The sequence below is a fragment of the Martelella alba genome (assembly GCF_006516955.1).
GTDB classification, from domain to species: Bacteria; Pseudomonadota; Alphaproteobacteria; order Rhizobiales; family Rhizobiaceae; genus Martelella; species Martelella alba.
This window is the reverse complement of the sequence record NZ_VHLG01000016.1, coordinates 22365-41842: the sequence shown is the minus strand read 5'-3', so window position 1 is coordinate 41842 and position 19478 is coordinate 22365. Positions and strand designations below refer to the sequence as shown.

The 19478-nt window shown below is 59.5% G+C and carries 18 protein-coding genes and 2 pseudogenes; 3 read left to right on the top strand and 17 right to left on the bottom strand.

The annotated features are described in order from the left end of the window. Positions 1-120 precede the first annotated feature (120 nt). Genes FJU08_RS19580 through FJU08_RS19570 form a run of 3 tightly spaced genes read right to left on the bottom strand, consistent with a single transcriptional unit; the run spans position 121 to position 4767 of the window. On the bottom strand, positions 121-1134 hold the full coding sequence (locus FJU08_RS19580) for a rhamnose ABC transporter substrate-binding protein (protein ID WP_235890851.1): 1014 nt from the start codon (positions 1132-1134) through the stop codon (positions 121-123). 55 nt (positions 1135-1189) lie between these two features. After that, a complete protein-coding gene (locus FJU08_RS19575) occupies positions 1190-2179 on the bottom strand; it encodes an ABC transporter permease (protein WP_141150743.1) in 990 nt (329 codons plus the stop codon). Further along, positions 2179-4767: an ATP-binding cassette domain-containing protein gene (locus tag FJU08_RS19570; protein ID WP_141150742.1), complete on the bottom strand. Its 2589-nt coding sequence runs from the start codon at positions 4765-4767 to the stop codon at positions 2179-2181. The genes FJU08_RS19575 and FJU08_RS19570 overlap by 1 nt, the downstream gene beginning before the upstream one ends. A 257-nt stretch (positions 4768-5024) precedes the next feature. Between FJU08_RS19570 and FJU08_RS19565 the strand changes: the two genes are divergently transcribed. Then, the gene (locus tag FJU08_RS19565) at positions 5025-6236 is read left to right on the top strand and encodes an ROK family transcriptional regulator (RefSeq protein ID WP_141150741.1); all 1212 of its coding nucleotides are present in this window, start codon (positions 5025-5027) and stop codon (positions 6234-6236) included. A 214-nt stretch (positions 6237-6450) separates the two neighbouring features. Here the strand turns inward: FJU08_RS19565 and FJU08_RS19560 are convergent, their stop codons facing one another. From FJU08_RS19560 to FJU08_RS23260, 10 genes and pseudogenes are all read right to left on the bottom strand, one after another. Then, entirely contained in the window at positions 6451-7443 is a 993-nt protein-coding gene (locus tag FJU08_RS19560; RefSeq protein WP_141150740.1) for a DUF1775 domain-containing protein, read from the bottom strand. Between the two features lie 62 nt (positions 7444-7505). Next, positions 7506-7841 (bottom strand): hypothetical protein, encoded by a 336-nt coding sequence (locus FJU08_RS19555; protein WP_141150739.1) that lies wholly within the window; start codon positions 7839-7841, stop codon positions 7506-7508. Between the two features lie 178 nt (positions 7842-8019). Then, the gene (locus tag FJU08_RS19550; protein WP_407943728.1) at positions 8020-8913 is read right to left on the bottom strand and encodes a metal ABC transporter solute-binding protein, Zn/Mn family; all 894 of its coding nucleotides are present in this window, start codon (positions 8911-8913) and stop codon (positions 8020-8022) included. 16 nt (positions 8914-8929) lie between these two features. Further along, positions 8930-9802 (bottom strand): metal ABC transporter permease, encoded by an 873-nt coding sequence (locus FJU08_RS19545; RefSeq protein ID WP_141150737.1) that lies wholly within the window; start codon positions 9800-9802, stop codon positions 8930-8932. Continuing rightward, the gene (locus tag FJU08_RS19540; RefSeq protein ID WP_141150736.1) at positions 9799-10548 is read right to left on the bottom strand and encodes a metal ABC transporter ATP-binding protein; all 750 of its coding nucleotides are present in this window, start codon (positions 10546-10548) and stop codon (positions 9799-9801) included. Before FJU08_RS19540 ends, FJU08_RS19545 begins: the two co-directional genes overlap by 4 nt. Beyond that, on the bottom strand, positions 10545-10670 hold the full coding sequence (locus FJU08_RS23235) for a hypothetical protein (protein ID WP_268932145.1): 126 nt from the start codon (positions 10668-10670) through the stop codon (positions 10545-10547). The genes FJU08_RS19540 and FJU08_RS23235 overlap by 4 nt, the downstream gene beginning before the upstream one ends. A gap of 138 nt (positions 10671-10808) precedes the next feature. After that, positions 10809-11090: a hypothetical protein gene (locus FJU08_RS19535; RefSeq protein ID WP_235890849.1), complete on the bottom strand. Its 282-nt coding sequence runs from the start codon at positions 11088-11090 to the stop codon at positions 10809-10811. Continuing rightward, positions 11087-12157 (bottom strand): CobW family GTP-binding protein, encoded by a 1071-nt coding sequence (locus tag FJU08_RS19530; RefSeq protein ID WP_141150735.1) that lies wholly within the window; start codon positions 12155-12157, stop codon positions 11087-11089. The genes FJU08_RS19535 and FJU08_RS19530 overlap by 4 nt, the downstream gene beginning before the upstream one ends. Before the next feature lie 143 nt (positions 12158-12300). Then, positions 12301-12948: a hypothetical protein gene (locus FJU08_RS19525; protein ID WP_141150734.1), complete on the bottom strand. Its 648-nt coding sequence runs from the start codon at positions 12946-12948 to the stop codon at positions 12301-12303. A gap of 20 nt (positions 12949-12968) precedes the next feature. Then, positions 12969-13085, bottom strand: a pseudogene (locus FJU08_RS23260) (phage tail protein); the annotation flags it as partial. A 144-nt stretch (positions 13086-13229) separates the two neighbouring features. Between FJU08_RS23260 and FJU08_RS19515 the strand changes: the two are divergent. Further along, complete coding sequence (locus FJU08_RS19515; RefSeq protein ID WP_141150777.1) at positions 13230-14225, top strand: hypothetical protein; 996 nt, start codon at positions 13230-13232, stop codon at positions 14223-14225. On the opposite strand, the gene FJU08_RS23325 is transcribed toward FJU08_RS19515, so the two are convergent. Beyond that, a complete protein-coding gene (locus FJU08_RS23325; RefSeq protein WP_181409937.1) occupies positions 14155-14652 on the bottom strand; it encodes a GcrA family cell cycle regulator in 498 nt (165 codons plus the stop codon). The two genes, FJU08_RS19515 and FJU08_RS23325, sit on opposite strands and share 71 nt — an antisense overlap. Between FJU08_RS23325 and FJU08_RS23320 the strand changes: the two are divergent. Further along, positions 14638-14745: pseudogene (locus tag FJU08_RS23320) on the top strand (IS481 family transposase); the annotation flags it as partial. The gene FJU08_RS23325 and the pseudogene FJU08_RS23320 sit on opposite strands and share 15 nt — an antisense overlap. A 56-nt stretch (positions 14746-14801) precedes the next feature. On the opposite strand, the gene FJU08_RS19500 reads toward FJU08_RS23320, so the two are convergent. The 3 genes from FJU08_RS19500 to FJU08_RS19490 all read right to left on the bottom strand — a co-directional run bounded on the left by FJU08_RS19500 (position 14802) and on the right by FJU08_RS19490 (position 19468). Next, a complete protein-coding gene (locus FJU08_RS19500) occupies positions 14802-15476 on the bottom strand; it encodes a 3-keto-5-aminohexanoate cleavage protein (RefSeq protein WP_181409936.1) in 675 nt (224 codons plus the stop codon). Between the two features lie 692 nt (positions 15477-16168). Then, the gene (locus FJU08_RS19495; RefSeq protein WP_141150730.1) at positions 16169-18265 is read right to left on the bottom strand and encodes an FAD-dependent oxidoreductase; all 2097 of its coding nucleotides are present in this window, start codon (positions 18263-18265) and stop codon (positions 16169-16171) included. Between the two features lie 39 nt (positions 18266-18304). Continuing rightward, positions 18305-19468 (bottom strand): Gfo/Idh/MocA family protein, encoded by a 1164-nt coding sequence (locus FJU08_RS19490; protein ID WP_141150729.1) that lies wholly within the window; start codon positions 19466-19468, stop codon positions 18305-18307. Between the last annotated feature and the right edge of the window lie 10 nt (positions 19469-19478).

Genomic DNA, 19478 nt, shown 5'->3' with positions numbered 1-19478 from the left:
ACGCCATCTCCTGTTGATCGGATTTTATGGGGTCGATGTAGCATTTTGCACTGCAAAGGCAAGGTTCATCTGCGTGGCGGCAGACCGCCACGCAGGCTCCGGGAACCGGTGATATCCTGATCAGAACTTGAACTCGTCGAGATTGTCCGGCGTCACGATCTTGGCCGGACCAAGCACCACTTCACCGGCATCACCGATCGTGTAGGACCCAAGCCGCCCGGCATCGAAGGTTTCACCTGTCTTGCCGGTGACTTTGCATTGTGCAAGCGCCTGCGCGGCATAATAGGTCAGATAGCCTAGGTCTGAGACGTTCCACCAGATGTCCTGGGCATCGCCATCGGCGACATATTTGCGGATCAGCGATGCGGGTGCGAGACCGGTGAGCTTGATCTTGCCGGTCAGCCCCGCTTCCTCCAGCGCACGCGCTGCGGCAGGAAGTCCAATGCCGGCGGGCACGATGATGCCTTTGAGGTCAGGATAGGCCTGGGCAAGCGCAATGGTCTGCTGCTGATTGATCTGCTCGCTTTCCTCGCCATAGGAAACCTGAACCAGATCCAGCCCCTTATAGTCCGGGTTACTGGCCATTTCGTCCTTCATCTGTGCAATCCAGGCATTCTGATTGGTTGCCGTCGGTGTTGACGACAGGATCGCGAATTCGCCGTCACCGCCGATCATTCCGGACATGGATTGCAGCATCATCGAGGCAAGGCTTGAGCCGAGCGCCTGATTGATGAACAGCGTGCGGGCACTTTCCGCAACATCGGAATCATAGGAAATGACCTTGACACCGTTGGCGGCGGCACGCTTCAGCGCCGGTGCAACAGCATTGGCGTCATTTCCGGAAATCGCGATGACATCGACGCCCTGCGAAACGAGATTGTTGATGAACTCAATCTGGGCTTCGGCCGTTGCCTGGCTTGGCGCGGCCTGAATGACCTTGCCGCCGATCTCGGCCTGGGCTTCCTCCGCGCCCTTGCCGGCAACCTGAAAATAGGGATCGGTGTCCAGCTTGGGCAGAAAGCCGACCGTGACCGGACCGTCGGCGCAGTCCGCAGCGACCGCAGCCCCGGCCCCGGCCCCGGCAACGAGCATTGCAAGTCCGCAAACCGTTGCGAGCAGTGATTTACCTGGCATGTTTTCTCTCCTCCAGTGTTGAAACCAGCCATGCTGGCATTTTCTGCCGCCCGCCTTACTGCGTGGCGGCAAGATCCCGTCGTGTCAGTTTTTTCAGCCGTGCCGAGATCGCCGACGAAAAATTGCCGGACAGAAGCGCAATAATCAGCAGCATGCCGACGACCGTGCTTTGTGCATCGCCGCCAACGCCGCTGATACCCAGCAGATTGCGGATGAGTGCCACCAGGCACAGCGCGCCGAAGACGCCGGCAATGCCTCCCTTGCCGCCAAAGACGCTGACACCGCCAAGCATGGCGATGGTGATGACATCAAGCTCCATGCCAAAGGCATTGTTGGCGCGCGCATTGGCCAGACGCGCCGTATAGACAATGCCGGCAATGGCGCACATGACGCCGGAAAAAACGAACAGCCAGAAGCGGATGCGATCCACCGCAATGCCGGAAAACCTTGCCGTATCCGGATTGCCGCCAATGGCGAAGATGCGGCGGCCAAGCGGCGTTGCATGCAGGATGACGGCAAAGACGGGCAGGATGATTGCAAAGGGCAGGATCGTGCGCGGAAAGGGCAGGCCTGCGATGTTGAGAAAGCCGAAATCCGTCAGCGCATCCGGCAGGATATTGACTGAGCCGGTGCCTAGAAGCACGTAGCCTATGCCGCGAAACAGCGCCATGGTGCCAAGCGTCACCACCAGCGAGGGCAGTCCGAACAGCGTCGTCATCATACCGTTGAAGGCGCCGAGCAGAGCGCCGGAAAAGAGCGCGACGGCAATGGCGCCCGGAAGCGCCAGCCCGGCCTCAAGGCTCAGCCCCAGAAGCACGCTGGTCAGCGCCAGCGTGCTGGCGACCGAAAGGTCGATATCACGGGTGATCAATAGAAGCATGATCGGCAGCACCAGAAGCGCGCGTTCCGAGACACCGGCAATCAGTTGCGAAATATTGAACGGCGTTGCGAAATTATGCACGAAAACAAGACCGAAGAGCCCGACAAGCGCTGCAACGAGGCAGATGAATACATCCCACAGGGATATCCAGAGCGGCAGTTTCATCACATCATCCTCCGCTTAAGCACCCGTTCGCCGCGGGCGGCAATTTTTGCATCAATGGTAATGGCGGCCAGAATGACGAGGCCATAAACGCCCTGCAGCCAGAGCGGATTGACGCGGACAAGGCTCAGACCATTGCGGATGACCAGCAGCGTGATCACCCCGAGAATGATGCCAAGGACAGTGCCGGAACCGCCGCGAATGGCGACACCGCCGACGACGACAGAGGCAATCACTGTCAACTCATAGCCAAAGGCGACACGGGCATCGACCGTGGCATATCGCGAAGCCCAGAGCGCGCCCATGACACCGGCAAGCGCGCCGGCAATGGCAAAGGCTGCCAGAATGCGCCGGGCCGATGGAACGCCGATCGTGTCGGCGGCTTCCGGGTTGGAGCCGACGCCATAGATTTCCCGGCCGAAGCGGGTTCGTTGCAAAAGAAAGCCGGCAATCGCCAGCGTGATCAGAGAGGCGGCGACAATGCCCGAAACGCCGAAAACGCGATGTCCGGCAAGATCAAGCCATTGCTGCGGCACTTCATCGGCGCTGATCTGGTTGCCATTGGCCCAAAGGCTCAAAAGCCCGCGATAGACCGACATGGTGCCGAGCGTTGCAACAATGGACGGCACGCGGCCATAGCCGACGATCAGACCATTAACGGCTCCAAGGCCGAAACCCAGCAGGACGGCAAAGCCAAGACCCGCAAGCGCCGGCAGTTCCGGGTGGCTCGACATCAAGAGTGCGGCAGCATAGGCAGTCAGGCCGATGACGGAAGCAACGGACAGATCGATATTGCGCGTCAGGATCACCAGCATTTCACCGAGAGCGACAAAGCCAAGCAGGCCCGCATCCATCGAAAGCGACTGCAGATTGGTGAAGCTCAGCATCCGCGGATTGATGACAAAAACCGGAATCACCACGGCGAGAATGGCGACCACAAGGCCGATTTCGCGGCGCATGAACACCTGTTCGAAAAGTCGCTTCAGCGCCGTCCCGGCCACTGTCTTGTTGTCTTCGGCCACCGCAGTATCAACAGGCGCGCTGAATGCGGTCGTTTTGTTGTTTTCGGTCGCCGCCCGCAAAACTTCCGTTGGCTCGACATTCTTCTCTGCGAATGTCGCTGTCTGCCGTCCCTCGCGCAGCACCGTGATACGGTCACACATACCGATCAGTTCCGGCAGTTCCGAGGAGATGAGGATGATCGCCATGCCGGACCGTGCCAGATCGGCGATGATGGCGTGAACCTCGGCCTTGCTTTCGACATCAATGCCCTGGGTCGGTTCATCGAGGATCAGAATGCGCGGCCTGGTTGCCAGCCATTTCGACAGGACGACCTTTTGCTGATTGCCGCCGGAAAGGCCGGAAATTTCCTGCTCGTAGGAGGCAAAGCGTAGTTTCAGCCTTTGCAGATATTGGCGCACATAGCTGATTTCACGCTGCGGCCGCAAAAGTCCGTAATGGGTACAATTCTGCAAGACTGTCAGCGAAGCATTGACCCGGATCGGAAAATCCATGATCAGTGATTTCGCGTGACGGTCCTCCGAAACATAGGCGATGCCGTGTTTCATCGCCTGCTGCGGTGAACGGATATCGACGATCTGGCCATCAAGCCTGATCGTACCCCGGTTTGGATGTTTCACACCGAAAATCGTGGTCGCGAATTCCGTCCGGCCGCTGCCGACAAGCCCGCCAATGCCCATGATCTCGCCTGCGCGGACCGTGAGCGAGATATCCTCGAATTCCGCGTCGACGCCGAGCCCCTCGACTTTCAGCACCTCCGGACCGAGCGCATGGGTCCGTTCCGGAAAGGATGACTGAAGCTCCCGGCCCGCCATCAGGTTGATTGCCTGCTGGCGCGAAAGCGCCGACGCATCGGCGGTGCGCACCAGCGCGCCATCACGCAGAACGGAAATGCGGTCGGCGATATGAAAAACCTCGTCCATGCGATGTCCGACAAAGACAATACCCACGCCCCGTTCCTTCAGCTTGCGCACCACGGTAAACAGCTTTTCCACTTCGCGGTGGGAAAGCGATGCTGTGGGTTCATCCAGAATAAGGACATCGGCGTCGGTCGACAGCGCCTTGGCAATCTCGACGAGCTGCTGCTCGGAGATGCTCAACGTTTTCAAAAGCGCGTCAGGGCTGGCGGCAAGGCCAACCATATCAAGCAGTTCCACGACCCGGCGATACATCGCATTGCGGTCGAGCAGGCCCAGTGAATTGGTGGGAAAGCGGCCGAAATAGATGTTCTCGACGATCGACAGATCCGGAAAAAGCCCCGGATGCTGATGGACGACGGCGATGCCGGCATGCTGGGCATCGAGCGGCGAGTGCCAGTTCTGCACGGTTCCCGCCACCGCGATTTCGCCGGTCGTCGGCCTGTGAACGCCGCACATCATCTTGACGCAGGTACTTTTGCCCGCACCGTTTTCGCCAAGCAGCGCCAGCACTTCCGCTGGCCGCACATCCAGCGTCACATCACTGACGGCAACCGTGCCCCCGAAAACCTTGGAGACGCCTCTCAGCTCAATCAATGGCGGCAGGTCGGGCGAACCGGCCCCCTGAGGGTAGGTCAGATCGATCTTGTTCATGATTAAAGTGAAAATTCACGACACCGGCCGCAGCGCACAGGCCACCCAGCACGTGAATGCTCCTCCCCATTTGCACGTTTTCATTGCGTTCCTCCATGTCAGAAAAACGCATTGGATGAGTTGTGTCAAGACTAATTCATTATGAAGTTATTAGTCTAGATCTATCCGGTTCATGCCCCGACAGGCTTGTCAGATCTGAAACGCCACAATAGAAATGATTGTTCGATAAACGGCGAACAACAGTAAAGCATGATGTGATGGACAGGGAAAAACGAGCAGAAGCAACGGGTTCGCCCAAGCAGCGCGGTTCGAACCAGATCGTCGTTCGTCACTATAACGAGCGCCTCGTCCTGCAGCTTATTCGCCGGCATGGACAGCTTACCAAGGCCGAAGCGACCCGGGCCACAAAGCTTTCACCAAACGCGATCTCGAATATTTTCCGCAGTCTGGAGGCCGAGGATCTGTTGTTGAAGGGCGAGGCTGAGCGTGGCAAGATGGGCCAACCTTCGATTCCCGCGCGCATAAATCCGGATGCCAGATTTTATTTCGGGCTGAAAATCGGCCGGCGCAGCTTCGATCTCGTCATCATCGATTTTGCTGGAGAAATTCGCGCCAGCAAAGCCATGTTTCACGATTTTCCAACCCCTGAAAACTGTATAGGTTTCGTGCGCTCAGCCATTGATGGCCTGCTTCAGCAGGCAAGGATCAGGACGCGGGATATCGCCGGTTTCGGCGTTGCCATGCCGTGGGAGCTGTGGAGCTGGACCGACGAAGTCAAGGCGCCGGCGGGCGAGATGAACGCCTGGCGGGACTTCGACATCGCCGAGGCTCTTGCCAGGCTTGGGCCATGGCGCGTCCTGACCGAAAATGACGGGACAGCTGCCTGTCGCGCCGAGCTGATGTTCGGACCGCACGCGGACAAGCATGATTTCGTTTATTTCTTTGTCGGAACGCTGATTGGCGGCGGCATTGTACTCAATGGCAGCGTGTTTTCCGGCCGCACCGGCAATGCCGGTGGGTTTGGCCCGTTGCGTATTCCCGGGGGTATTGCCGGCAAGGACCGCCTTATGGACCAGGCATCCCTGTTCGTGCTCGAACAGGCAATTGCAGAAACAGGAGCGGATCCGCATTGTATCTGGCGCGATCACGAAAGCTGGGACGAGTTTCCAGAGGCGGTGGCGGCCTGGGTCAGCGCCACGGCCAGGGGCCTTGCCGCGGCCACCATCTCCTCTCTATCCATCATTGACTTTGAAGCCGCTATCGTGGATGGCGCCTTGCCGGAAAAGCTGCGGGAAAGGTTGGTCGCTGCAATCAGGGCCGAAATCGACACGATGGATCTGCAGGGCATTTCCAGGCCAATGGTCGAAGCCGGTCGCTGGGGAAGCCTCGCCAAAGCCGTTGGCGCTGCCGCCCTGCCCCTTGCTGCCGAATATTCCATCGCGCAAAGCCCCTTTGCCTCAATGGGCTAGAGCTTGATCCGACCGGAGCGAAGCGAGGACCGGCAGGATCATGGTGTAAAAACAACTGGAAAGCGCGCGTCGAAAGTTTTCCAATGTTGGAAATCCTGTCTTCGCTGGCGCAGACGGTGCGGCCGGCGTGTCTGCGACCACAGGGCACAGGGCACAGGGCGCCATGCATGGTATGCGGACCGGAAAATATCCGGTCCGGGCTCGCGAAGCAGGCTTATTCGGCCTTCATCTTGCCGTGATCCATGCTGCCATGATCCATTCCCGCTTCCCTGGCAGCAACGCCCTTGACGGCGAAGGGCACGATGACCTTGCCGGCCTTTTCAAAGGTTAGTTCGACCTCGACTGTGCTGTTTTCGACCAGCGGGCCGTGAAGGTCCATGAACATCACATGCAGTCCGCCGGGGGCGAGCGTGACAGTTTCATGGGCAGGGACAGGGATACCGTCGGTCATCTGGTACATCTTCATCACGTCGCCATCCATGCGCATGTTGTGAAGCTGCATGACACCGGCGGCGTCAGAGGACACGGCGATGAGGCGGTCGTCGGTATCGCCATTGTTGGTGATCGTCAGGAACCCGCCGCCGACCGGCGCACCGGGAAGGGTCGCGCGGGCGAAGGCATCGGAGAGGTCGAGATCGCCGACCTTGACGTCGCTGCTCATGGCATGGCCATGAGCACCATGCTCGTCATGAGCAGCTGCGGCGGTCACCAGGAGCTTCGGCGCTGGCTCGCCAGCGCCCGCTTCACCCATGCCAGTCCAGTGATTTGCCCTGCCATCGGCGCAAAGCTGCTCGGAGGGAAAGTAGAGCATGGTGTCGGGCGCGATATCGGCCGAAAGCGAACCACGCACAGCGAATTCATCATAGTGGGCATCCGGAAGGTTGCCGCCCTTCCAGATTACTTCGGTTACCCCTTCGGTGACTGGATTACCGTGGCTCATATAGGTACCGGCGTAGGGACCGGTGACCGTTTCGATCTCCCAGCCCGCATGCGGCATCGGCTTGACGCCGTAAAAGCCTTCCGGGATCTTGACCCGGATCTCGGTCGTCGCTGCGCCATCGCAGCCGTGCGGAACGCGGAAGACGGCCTTGTAGCTGCCACCTGCTGCGGCCTCTCCGGTTTCAAGTGTCATATGGGCATTGGCCGTTGTGATGCAGGCAAGGCTGATTGCGCCTGCCCATGCGAGACGGTTCATGAACGTGGTCATGGAATTCTCCCCGTTTGCGATTGTCGTGATTTCACGGGCCTGGACAGGCCCGGGTTGCGGAATCAGACGGCAAAGGGTGGGGCACGCGGATTGTAGTGGATTGACGGGGCGGCCCGTGGCGCATGTACCTTTGTCACCGGGTAGGCAACAGCGATGAAGCGGCCATAGGCGGGAATGGCAATATCCGAAGGCGGCGGTAGAACTGCCGGGTTCTGGCGGCAGGCGTGGCATGGACCGTGGTCGATCTGTCCCTGATTACTGCCGCCGCCGCATATGATGCCACTGGCGACAATCGTGGTGACGCCGCCCTGATGAACAAGCGTGGGCAGGTAGGGCTGATAGACGAAGGTCAGCGCAAAGACGGCTATAACGGCCAGTGCCGCTGCCAACTCCCGCATCGCCGTCCTCAATCCCCGCAAACGCAAAACCTCCCCGTCATTTCGCCGACCGGTGCGGCCTGTGTTCCAATTGTCGCTGCACAGGAACGGATGCCGCAATTTATTGCAACTTGTCAATTTGACGCAAGGGCAACACCCGGCGGAACAACTGGAAAAATCTTCCGCCGGGCTGAGTACCTTACCTGGAGATCGCGTCGACGATCTGCTTGGTGTTGTATTCCATCATTTTGATATAGGTCGGCGTCGGGCCATCGGCCTTGGAGAGCGCTTCGGGATAGAGCTCGCCCCCCGGCTGAGCGCCGGTCGCCTTGGCAATCTGCTCGACGAGGCGCGGATCGTTGGAGTTTTCGATGAAGTAAACCTTCACCCCATCCGCCTTGATCTGGTCGATCAGTTGGGCGACGTCCGATGCCGAGGGTTCGACTTCGGTTGACACGCCGAGCGGTGCAAGGAAGGTCACGCCATATTCTTCGCCATAGTAGCCGAAGGCATCATGGCTGGTCATGACCTTGCGCTTCGCTTCCGGGACCGCGCCGATTTCCGATTTGATGGAAGCATCGAGGGCCTCGATCTGCTTGCGATAGGCATCGGCACTCGCCTTGATGTCGGCTTCATCCTCCGGATCTGCCTTCAGCAGAGCAGCTTCGATATTGTCGATCCAGACGAGCACGTTTGCCGCGCTGTTCCAGACATGCGGGTCGGTGATCTGCTCGCCGTCTTCCTCCATGTCGTGAGTGTTGATGCCGTCGGAGACGATGACCGGATCGACACCGCCGCCGGCAGCCTTGGCCAGACGCTCGAACCAGCCTTCGAGACCTTCGCCGGAAAGGAAGGTGGCAGCAGCTGCATTGATCGCCTTTGCGTCGTCCGGCGACGGCTCGTAGTCATGGGGGTCGCCGTTCGCCGGTACAAGGCTCTTGACGTTGACATGGTCGCCGCCGACGTTCTGGACGACATCCGCCAGCACCGTGAAGCTTGCGACCACGTCGACGGTCTTGGCCGAAGCGGGCGCAAGTGTCGCCATCATCAGTGCCGATGATCCGGCAAGGGTGAACAGAAAATGTTTCATCAGGAACTCTCCTTTGAAATCAGCCCGCAAGATGCGGACGTTTGATGAGGCGCCACACTGCACCGGAGGGTCCGGCAATGAGTGAGACACCGTAAATCAGGCTGGCGGTCAGAATGATCGTCGGCCCGGACGCGAAACCAAGATGATAGGACACCAGAAGTCCGACGAAGCCGGAGACGGCGGCACTTGCCGCAGCGATGGCGAACATGACGGGAAGCGTTCTGGACCAGAGCTGAGCAATGGCGGCCGGCAGCATCATCATGCCGACGGCCATCAACGTGCCGAGCGCCTGGAAACCCGCAACCAGATTGATCACCACCAGAAGCAGGAAAATGAAGTGATAGAGCGGACCATAGCCGCCGACTGAGCGCAGGAAGCCGGGATCGAAGCACTCGGCTATGAGCGGGCGATAGACCAGTGCCAGCACGATCAGCGTGAACGAGGTGATCGCGCCGACAAGACGGATTGCCTGGGCGTCGATGGCGAGGATCGTGCCGAACAGGATGTGTAGGAGGTCGATGTTGGAGCCGCGCAGCGACACAATCAGCACGCCAAGCGCCAGTGAGGTCAGGTAGAAGCTGGCAAAGCTCGCATCTTCCTTCAGCGATGTCGTGCGGCTGACAAGGCCGGAAAGAAGGGCGACGCTGAGGCCGGCAACGAGACCGCCGAGCCCCATGGCAAGCAGCGAAAGGCTGCCCACGATCAGAAAGCCGACGGCCGCGCCGGGCAAAACCGCGTGGCTCATCGCATCGCCGACAAGGCTCATGCGCCTGAGCATCAGCAGCACGCCGACCGGTCCGGAACCGAGCCCGAGCGACAGCGATGCAACCAGGGCACGGCGCATGAAGCCGTATTCGGCGAAGGGGTGAATGATGAGATCGTAGAGCATCAAAGCGCCTCCTTCCCGTCCGCCTGGCACGGCTTTGCGTTCTCGTCCCAGGCTTCAGCCATGGCGCGCGACTTCAGCAGATTGCTCCTCGACATCGCCTCTTGAGTCGGACCCCAGGCGATCATCTCGCGGGCAAGCAGGAGCGTGTTCGGAAAGTGGGTGCGGATATGATCGAAATCGTGCAGAACAGCGATTACCGTTCGGCCTTCGCCATGCCAGCCGAGAATGATTTCAAGGAGATCGCGCGTTGTGCGCGCATCAATGGCGGTGAAGGGCTCGTCAAGCACGATGACACGCGCATCCTGCAAGAGAAGTCGCGCAAACAGAACCCGCTGGAACTGACCGGCCGAAAGGGCGCGGATTGAACGTCCCTCGAAGCCCTTGAGGCCGACGGCTGTCAGCGCATTTCTGGCCCGCTCGGCGATGCGGCGCCTGACGCCGCCAAAGGCGCCGATCTCTGCCCAGGCGCCGAGCATCACCGTATCGGCAACGGAAAGTGGAAAATGCCGGTCGATATCGGCTGCCTGCGGCAGATAGCCGACATCGCGGACAGACAGGCCGCCGCGGTCGATCCGCCCCGTGGCGGGCGACAGCTCCCCCATCAGGGCCTTGACCAGTGTCGACTTGCCCGCGCCGTTCGGTCCGGCAATCGCCGTCAGGCTTCCGGGTTCGAATGCACCTGTCAGGTGATGCAGGGCGGGATGGCGGTCATAGGTGACAGTAACATTGTCAAATCTGATTGAACTCATGGCAGCGACACCGCCCACCAGATCGCGAGCCAGAGAAAGACGAGCAGGACAGCGACCCCGGCAAGCCGGACGAGGGCAGTCTGAGCCATGAGAGAGGTCAGGAACGGGTCTGTCAGTTTCATATGCAAATCCCAACGGTGTATATAGTCGACAATATGTTATATCGTAACGCCCCATAGGGACGTATCCAGGCGCCAGCACAGCCAACAAGAAACGGATGCGCGGGCGGAAAAGCGCGCACAGGCATGTTGAGTGTCGACCTAGGGCCCCTCTTGCGTCGCCGCCGCATGGACATCGTCATGCGTGACCTCGGCCATCGCCTTGTGGATGGAAAACTGACGGGTATCATTTGGACCCGTCATCACCAAAATGACTGTTTCCCTCGGCGGGCAGCCGGGGAGATGGCAGGCGAGTTCATTGACAGAAACCACGGTGGTCTCATCGATTGCCAGCATTGTGCGCGTCCAGCCCTTGATCCGGCGTGCCGCGTCGATGACCCCCGGCCCTTTCGGAGCAAGCGGGTTCACAAATCCTTGGCTCACGCGTATTGCCTCCTACCCTTTTGCGACCTTGCGGTCAGGGCTGCGAAGAGTGAGCGGATCTGTTTCTCCGGCAGATCCATGCCGATCAGGACGATTCGGGTTCCGCGGGGCTTGCTCGGCCATTGCGGCAGGCGCACGGTCGGGTCCATCCTGTGCTGCACTGCATGAACGACCATCGGCCTGTCGGGATCATCACTGATGGCGACAAGCCCCTTCATGCGAAGGAGGCCCCTGTTTCGCGGACTGACGATCACCCCCAGCAAAATTGCCAGCGCATCGGCGTCAAGCGGGACATCGCTCATCAGCGAGAATGCTTCTATCTCGTCGCCGTGGCGATTGGGGTTGTGTTCGTGTTCGGCATGAGGGACTAGCCGCTCCATTGCCAGCCAGCCATTGACGTCTTCTGCCTTACCGGCAACCGAATAGGGCGTCTTGCCGAAAAGCGAGACAAGGTCGAAACCGGGCCCATGCCGGTCGTGAAAACGCGCTGCCGGATTGAGCACGGCGAGCTCTTGCTGCCAGTCGCGCTTTTCTTCAGAAACATCGGTTTTGGTGAGGATCACGTCGTCGGCAAAGGCAAGTTGCTTCCATCCTTCGATGAAGCTCGTGAGGGCCGAGCGCCCGTCAATCGTGTCGAATACCGTGACGACGCCTTGAAGATAGAAGTGGCGGGCGACCATGTGGTCCCGCAGCCCGGTGGCCGGTGCGCCACCGGGAATGATGCTGTTGATGATCGGGGCGGGGTCGGCAAGGCCGGTCGTCTCGATCACAACCCGGCTGACCGGGGCGATCTCGCCCTTCATCCGGGCCTCGTGCAATTCAAAGAGCGAGGTACGAATATCGCTGGAGGCCGAGCAGCAAAGACAGCCGGTGGAGGTGCGCATATAACGCTCCGAGCCGGTGCGGACCAGGTCGTGATCGATGGCGATGGTGCCGAACTCGTTGATGATCACGGCGGTATCATCCATGCGAGGATCGCTGACCAGTTCGTTGATCAGAGTCGTCTTGCCGGAGCCGAGAAAGCCCGTCAGAAGCGTTACCGCCACAGGTTCATAGAATTGCTTCAACCGGTTCCCTCTCTGCATTCCGCGAGGTGTTTTCGGAAGGCCGCTGCCCTGAGCTTGCGCCTTTTGGTGTTGCGAGTGCTGTTGACAGACTGTGGATATGTAATGTTATTACATTAGTCAACCAATTGTGATGTTATTACATATCAATAATGTCGAATGAGGCCCCAACAAGGCCTGCCGAGAGCAGGGAGGCAACGGGCAGAAGGCGGCATGACGTGTTGTGGCTTGGGGATGTATTCCGGATGGATGGTCAGGATATCAATGAATGCCATGAACCGTTGAGGAAAATGCCGGGTCGGAATGAACAGCTTGTTCTCGGCGTTTTGAAGGGCAGCGACGCTCCGCTCAGTGCATATCAGATATTGTCGAAACTTAAGGGCAAAGGAATCAAGGCGCCCCTGCAGGTCTATCGGGCGCTTAGGCGTTTGCAGGCCAATGGCCAGGTTCACCGCCTTGAGAGCCTGAATGCCTTTGTACTCTGCCATCAGTCCTGTTCGCAGACGCGCCGTCCGGGTGACGTTGTCTTTGTCATTTGCGATCGTTGCAGCGCGGTCGAGGAATTGCGTGACGACGCATTGTTCGCTGCGCTGCGCAGAACGACCGGTGCCCGGAAGTTTACCGTTGGAACTTCGATGATCGAGGTGCACGGAATCTGCTGCAACTGCATTTGAAAATACCCGTGCTTCAGCAAGGATCGATTGCATGGCCGCAGCGAGCACCGGCGACAGGATTCCGAAGGCTGCAAGGGAAAGTCCGGCCAGATTATAGGCCACCGGGAAGGCACTATTCATACCGGCGATCCTGTCCGTCGTCAGGACGCTGAGAACGAAGAGCGTTCCCAATACCAGGCGACATATGTTTTCTTGCGGTCATGCTGCCGGTCTTTCAACAGCTGGCGAAGACCCTTGATATCAGTTCGCTCGCAAGCAAACCTGCCTCACCAAAAGCCCGTCTTATCCCGAGTGGCAAAGTCAAAGCCGGTACAAGACATGGAATTGACTTTCGGCCATCCTCTGGATTTGATGGCAAGCATAAACAGAGCGAGAGCAAGAGTTCCATGGATCAGAAGACTATGAGACGGCATGCGACTGTTCTTCGTTCGGCGGTGCTTGTCATGTCGCTGGCCGTCACGTCCCTTTGGCCTGTTCTTGCCGCAGCGCAAACAGACACGATCCCCGGATGGCTCAGCCCCCATGTCGGCATGAATGAAGGCCAGATCGCGCGTCCGGTTTTGCTGCGTGCCCGCGCCCTCTACATGGAGAAAATAAACGCAGGGATTGTCAAAAATCCCTGCTATTTTGCCATGGATGCAACGCGGCCCAACAACCTTCCCAACGGCAAGCCGGGAAAGCGCTTCTACGTGATCTGCGAAGCAAGCCGCTCCTTCACGGCGATACCGGCGGGGCATGGCGGTGGCCGGAGGCTGCAGGGCATCGCAGATTTCAAAAACGAACGGCGCTGCGCTGAGAATTTCAGCAATGCGCTGGAGTCAAGTCTGACCACCGGAGGCGGGTATATTACGAGCGAAATCATCACGTCGTTCAAGGGTTATTACCGCTCGTCAGCCCAAAACTATACGCCGTTTACGCGATCATTTGTCCAGTTTGATGGCGAGGGAGAGACGGCGAACGCAAGAAAACGCGAGATTGGCGGACATGCCGGCATGCTGCTCAGGGCCACGTGCCGCCGCAAGGATCCTGCGAGCCCTTATGCCGACAAGGATGGCTATGTTCCGGTGGGAAACCTCGTCGATTACACCGGGGGGCGCAGCAATGGCTGCACGACCTGGCCCCTTGCTGATGCCCGCCGGCTCATGCCGATGATCTCTGGTAATCGCACGACCGTCTACATCTATCCTGAATCGCGCGACATCGATGCCGTTGCCAGGACGGTCGCGGCAGGAGGGTCGCTTTCGGATAACGGCCTTTACTGGAACAATATGTGTCTGAAGGAAATCGGAACGCCGAAATTCTGGGCGAAGGAAAGCCTCGAGCCGGTTATCGCCCGCTACGATGCGGCTCACCCGCCTGCCGTCCCACAACCGCTTCCGATCTGCAAGGCCCCCTGAAATTGCCAAAGCTGGAGGGATGTAGCGATCTAACCCGCCCGGCGGAGCAAGGACGGGCCCCGTTTCTGTTCGCCTTTGGCATGCGGAGTGTGGGATACGGCCTGATAGGCCTTTTCGCGCATGCCGAACAATAGGGCTGCCCCAGTTCGATCGGCGCGCCACAGAGCCGGAAATCGGGCGACATGGGGTCTCTGACCGGCCATCGGCGCGGCGGCTTCCTTCGCCTCCGGGTTGTGGACCGGCTCAATATCGGGGGCTTTGCAGCCGCCTCCTGAACGGGCGCGGACCAAACGCGGGCGGTGCGGGTCTTTGTCGTCGCCGAAAGGTGTTTTTTCGCTCTCGCAGAACCAACAGATGCGGTCTGTTTCGGATCCTGGCTACCACGTTCAGACAAGCCAAGCCGGTGGATTTTCCAGCGTGGACCCATATATGCAATTGGCGTCGCCCACATGGCAGCCTAAAATCAAAAACACCAATCAGTCGTCTCGCTCTTAACCGGGACAACCTGTTGAGGCTCCACACCGCGAAGCTTCACGATCGGCGGCACCAGTGGTTCGGCCGGTCAAGCAGGATCAGCTATACGCTTGACAGACCGAGCATTTGAACCAGCTCCCGGAGCTGCCCGCCATTGGCAAGGATCCCGTCAACCTCCGCCTGCTGATCGATAACGTCCTGGCTATCAAGCCTGACTTTGCCACCCAGCATCATCGCAGCGTAGAGACATGCGCTGTCGCCCGGCCCACTGGCTGAAAGTGCCCAGTCCGCATCCGGCAGATCCGCCTTCAGCCTGGCGATGAAGGGGGCAACATGCGAAACATCGTCCCGCTGCCAGCTGTCCACATGAAGCAGCAGCTTCAGTTCTTCCTCCGGAATGACGCCGTCGTCTATCATCCAGGCCAGCTTGGCGATTTCATCATGATCGGCAAGTACATGCTGCACGGCAATACCGGCTTCGAGGCAGGCATGATAAAAATAGCCAAGATCGTCGGCATGGGCCGTGCTTGCCAGATCACGAAGCGACAACGAAACGGCAGAGGGTCGCAAGGTGTTGATCAGAAGACGGATCTGATCAGGTGAAGATCGGCTCATATTCTCAAGCGACAGCTGAACATAAAGCCCAGGCGCCCTGTAGCCGATCTCCATCATGATGGCCTGCCAAAGACCGGAATCGAGCGACAGCTGCGCCATGCCGTCGCGCAGGCGAAAGCTTATGCCGCTGGCGCCGGCGCGTTGACAGTCAACTGCGCGCATCCCGATCTCCTCGATCAAGCCGCCAGCTGCGTCACAACGATCGCAATCTCCTGCCCCCGGGATGGGTTGCATAACCATGATCCGCGGCAGCATGGATAGCGCTGTCATTGTCTGCGCAGTTTGGACGCTCACCGCGACGTTTTTGTAATGCTCAAGTTCCGCTGTCATATTCTTTGCCCCCGACTTTCAGGTCAGATCAGTATCTCTGCACGTAATGCGCGACTAATCAATGCCGCCCTGATGGCCAAAACAGAGCACACAGCGTTCAGTTTCCAGGCATCGCGAAGCGACAACAATATTGATAATTTTGATTTCAAACCGCAAAAGTCGATACAAATCGCGCCTATCACATGTCCGGCCAACTGTGGCGAAAGGATCACAAAGATAATTTTTCTAAAATACTGGATGTGCGTTATGCGGGTGAATTCCACAATCCGGTAAGCAGACATTCTGTCTGCGGCTAAAAATCGCCGATAAAGCTCGGGACCATCACCCGAAAATGCGAGACAGAACGTCTCCTCTCAATCGGGGGAAGTCCAGTCAAGCGGCAGGGGCGTGAGGGATGTCGGTGGACCACCTACAGGCATGACGCCAGAGAATGGGACTGGCCACTGTATTTCTCTGGCGACTTGACCGGCTCGCGGTTAAGGCGTTGATCTCGCCCGGGCGGTTTTCGGAAGGTTGTCGGGGCCTTAACGAGATGGCCGCGGCATATCCGCGTCAAAGATCCGGCCTGTCAGCCAGTCCGGCCAGTCCCGTTCGAATACGGACGGCGTCTTGCCGCCGCTCCGGCGGTTCGGCCGGGTGGTGGCGGTGAAGCGTCCAGCGTCCTGGCGAATGATGATCTGCGCCGCCCGGTCTTCCAAGCGTTCTTCGATAAAACGGAAAGCATTGAGATTTTCTCGGGCAGCTTCGGGTATGACGCTGCCCTGCTGCGCGCAGATGGCGCGGGCGCCGCGGCTGCCGCCGCCATGGGTGATATAGACATGAAGGGCGGTTAGTACCGCTTCCGAGGCAAGTGCCATCTGTTGCCATTGCAGCGCGCGCGCCGCCTCGCCGGGCCGGTTATAGGCGATGCCGTGAAGCGCGATTTTCGCATTCAGGGCTCTGGCAGCGACAAGGGCTGAGGCAACCTCTTCGCCGGTGACGATCATGCCGGCATGATCGCTCATGCGCGCCTGCACCTCCGCACGCACGGTCTTGATCGAAAGCGGGCTTTCCGGCCTCAAGATTGCCAGAACCGCCCGGATCGCCCCGGAAATTTCCGCAGTGATGTCGCCGGATGCAGGTGCTGCGGCGTGGCCGGATGCGCCAATATGTTCGCCCGCGCGGGTGCCGAAGACCTGCCCGGCATTAAGGGCCGCACCACCCGGACGCGTCACGCCATGGGTGCCTGCAGCCTCGCCGACGGCATAGCAGCCTGGAAGGCTGGTGCGCCCCCAGATATCAACGGCAATGCCGCCATTCATGTGCTGATTATTGACGGCAAAGGCGAGCGGTTCGGCCGCTACATCGATCTTGTAGCGTCGGTATAATTCGATCGCCAGCGGGTTCATGTGCGAAAGCCGGTCGATCGGCAGGGCCTGATCGGCGCCTGCATCGGCGAGATAGGCGGCAACATCGGCATCAAGGCGGGACAGCGAAAACGGCAAATCGCCATCAACCGTTTCGGGATTGCGGTTGAAATCCATGAAGACCTGCCGGCCGGCGCGGGCCTCTCGCCATATCGCCAGATCGACGAGGCTGGAGCCATATTGCAGCATGCGCGTGGCATGAAACGGCCACTGATAGCCCTTGCGGAACACATTGGACGCCAGTTCCTGCGTCGTGCGATAATAGCCGGAGAGGAAGGCATGTTCACGGCCATGCTCATCCACCGAATAGATATGCGGCATGGCCTGCATATAGGTGCCGGAAAGGTTCCAGGGAAAGTGGTCGCGCGCCGTACCGATGCCGAACTGGCTCTCCGTCAGATTGGTCAGCGTCAGCCCGGCCTCAAGCGCCAGGCCGAGCGCGCCGAAACAGCCATTGGGATAGACACTGTCGCGGTATAATTCGCCAGGACCGCCGGCCGCCAGCACCACGGCTGTCGCCTGATAGAACGCGAGCCCCAGCGGGTTATCATCCTGGCGGTCGCGGTTGCGCATGCCAAGGGCGCCTGAGATCCGCTGCGCGCTGCCTTTACCCGCACGCAGCAATCGGACAATGGCGGTCTGATTGTAGAAAGGAACGCCAAGGCGTGCAGCCTCTTCAGCCAGCACCTTGACCATCAGCCGTGAGGTGCGCGGCCCGCAGCTGGTCGCCCGCCCGGTCTCGTCATGATCGGTCTGGTAGCGCAGATTGCCACCAAACCGGTCCTGCGGCAGCGGCAGGCCGAGATATTGCAGCGAAGCCATCATCCGCGTCGAGCCAACGGCTTCGACATAGGCGGTATCCTCATCCATGGCGCCGCCACCGGCAATAGCCTTTGCCATGTCGAAGTAATCATCGCCGTGATCTGAGCCATTGGCGGCATGCAGCGTTTGCTTGTCGGAGCCGGAACAGGCGGATGTGCCGCCCCAGGCGCTCTGGCTGGCAATCACCACATCGCAGTTTCGCCGCTTCATCTCCACTGCCGCGCGAAGACCGGCCGCCCCGCTGCCGATCACCAGCGCGCCTGAGCGATAGACCGGAATGCGCCAGCCATTTTCCGCAGTCATATGCATGTCGGGCCCACGCTCCGGCGCGGTTTCCGGCATGCCGACATCAGTCAGGGCGTCGAGAATCTCTTGCGGGACGGGGCTTGTCATCCGGTCGGTCTCCATCGGAAAATCATGGGTGCGGTGCGATCAGGCAAGATCGATTTCGACCCAGCGCTTCAGTTCAGACGAGCGCATACAGGCATCGACAATCTGGGTGATGTGATAGCCATCGTCGAAGGTCGGCCACATGGGCATGCCGGTTGCAACCGAACGGATCACCTCGGCTGCCTCGATGATTTTCATTTCGTTGTAGCCAAGCGCGAAATTGGCGAGCGGCAGAAAGGCGCGATAGGCGGGATGGTCCGGCCCGACATCGATTTCGCGGTAACCACGCCGTCCGGCCGGGTCGGCGCTGGAATAAAAGCGCAGCCGGTTGGTCTCGTCATAATCGTAGGCAATGCTGCCCTTTGTGCCGTAGATCTCGTAGGTCTGGCGGAATTTGCGACCCGTTGCCACGCGACTGAAATCAACGATCCCCGAAGCACCGTTTTCAAACCGGCACAGCATGTTGGTCGCGTCGGGATTGGTCACATCGGCATAGGTCGTCACGGTGCCATTACCCTGGCCGAGATTCGCGCCTTCGACAACAGGGCGGCGCTTCGTGACAATGATATTATCCGCCATCACGGCGCTGACCCGGCCAACCAGAAATTCCATGAAGGAGAACACATGCGAGCCGGTATCGCCGACAATGCCGGTCGGCGCCAGCGCGCCATCGGCCCGCCACATGAAGGGGGCGGCCGGATCGCCGAACATGTCGACATGCTGGCAGCCCTTGAACTGGGTGATCTCGCCGATCTCGCCGGAACGGATGATGTCGCGGGCAAGATCGTGAACCGGATTGCGCGGAAAGGCATGGCCAACGCGGGTGATGAGCCCCTTGTCGCGGGCAAGATCGGCGAGTTCGCGCGCTTCTGCCGCCGTCTCTGCCAGCGGCTTTTCGCAAAAGACATGCTTGCCGGACAGAAGGGCGGCTTTTGCGATGTCATAATGCATATTGTCGGGCAGGCAGATGTCAATCAGATCGATGGACGGATCGGCAACAGCCTCGCGCCAGTCCTGATAAATCCGGGCTTCTGGCGACAGGGTCTGCAAGGCTTTCGCCGCATCCGGATTGCGCTCAACCAGCGCCACCACCTTTGCCACGCCGCCATCTGTGCCGAAGAAATGCGGGAAGCTCTGATAGGCCATGGTGTGAACCCTGCCCATCCAGCCCGACGCGCCAAGAACGGCAACCTTGATCTCCCTCATGACGTTTCCT

What these genes read in the sequence shown, in the direction of transcription:
- FJU08_RS19565 (WP_141150741.1), top strand. Translation starts at nt 5,025, where the DNA reads ATGGACAGGGAAAAACGAGCAGAAGCAACGGGTTCGCCCAAGCAGCGC.
- FJU08_RS19555 (WP_141150739.1), bottom strand. Translation starts at nt 7,841, where the DNA reads ATGCGGGAGTTGGCAGCGGCACTGGCCGTTATAGCCGTCTTTGCGCTG.
- FJU08_RS19580 (WP_235890851.1), bottom strand. Translation starts at nt 1,134, where the DNA reads ATGCCAGGTAAATCACTGCTCGCAACGGTTTGCGGACTTGCAATGCTC.
- FJU08_RS23235 (WP_268932145.1), bottom strand. Translation starts at nt 10,670, where the DNA reads ATGAAACTGACAGACCCGTTCCTGACCTCTCTCATGGCTCAGACTGCC.
- FJU08_RS19495 (WP_141150730.1), bottom strand. Translation starts at nt 18,265, where the DNA reads ATGACAAGCCCCGTCCCGCAAGAGATTCTCGACGCCCTGACTGATGTC.
- FJU08_RS19500 (WP_181409936.1), bottom strand. Translation starts at nt 15,476, where the DNA reads ATGCGCGCAGTTGACTGTCAACGCGCCGGCGCCAGCGGCATAAGCTTT.
- FJU08_RS19540 (WP_141150736.1), bottom strand. Translation starts at nt 10,548, where the DNA reads ATGAGTTCAATCAGATTTGACAATGTTACTGTCACCTATGACCGCCAT.
- FJU08_RS19525 (WP_141150734.1), bottom strand. Translation starts at nt 12,948, where the DNA reads ATGAATAGTGCCTTCCCGGTGGCCTATAATCTGGCCGGACTTTCCCTT.
- FJU08_RS19560 (WP_141150740.1), bottom strand. Translation starts at nt 7,443, where the DNA reads ATGACCACGTTCATGAACCGTCTCGCATGGGCAGGCGCAATCAGCCTT.
- FJU08_RS19515 (WP_141150777.1), top strand. Translation starts at nt 13,230, where the DNA reads ATGAGACGGCATGCGACTGTTCTTCGTTCGGCGGTGCTTGTCATGTCG.
- FJU08_RS19490 (WP_141150729.1), bottom strand. Translation starts at nt 19,468, where the DNA reads ATGAGGGAGATCAAGGTTGCCGTTCTTGGCGCGTCGGGCTGGATGGGC.
- FJU08_RS23325 (WP_181409937.1), bottom strand. Translation starts at nt 14,652, where the DNA reads ATGGGTCCACGCTGGAAAATCCACCGGCTTGGCTTGTCTGAACGTGGT.
- FJU08_RS19575 (WP_141150743.1), bottom strand. Translation starts at nt 2,179, where the DNA reads ATGAAACTGCCGCTCTGGATATCCCTGTGGGATGTATTCATCTGCCTC.
- FJU08_RS19570 (WP_141150742.1), bottom strand. Translation starts at nt 4,767, where the DNA reads ATGAACAAGATCGATCTGACCTACCCTCAGGGGGCCGGTTCGCCCGAC.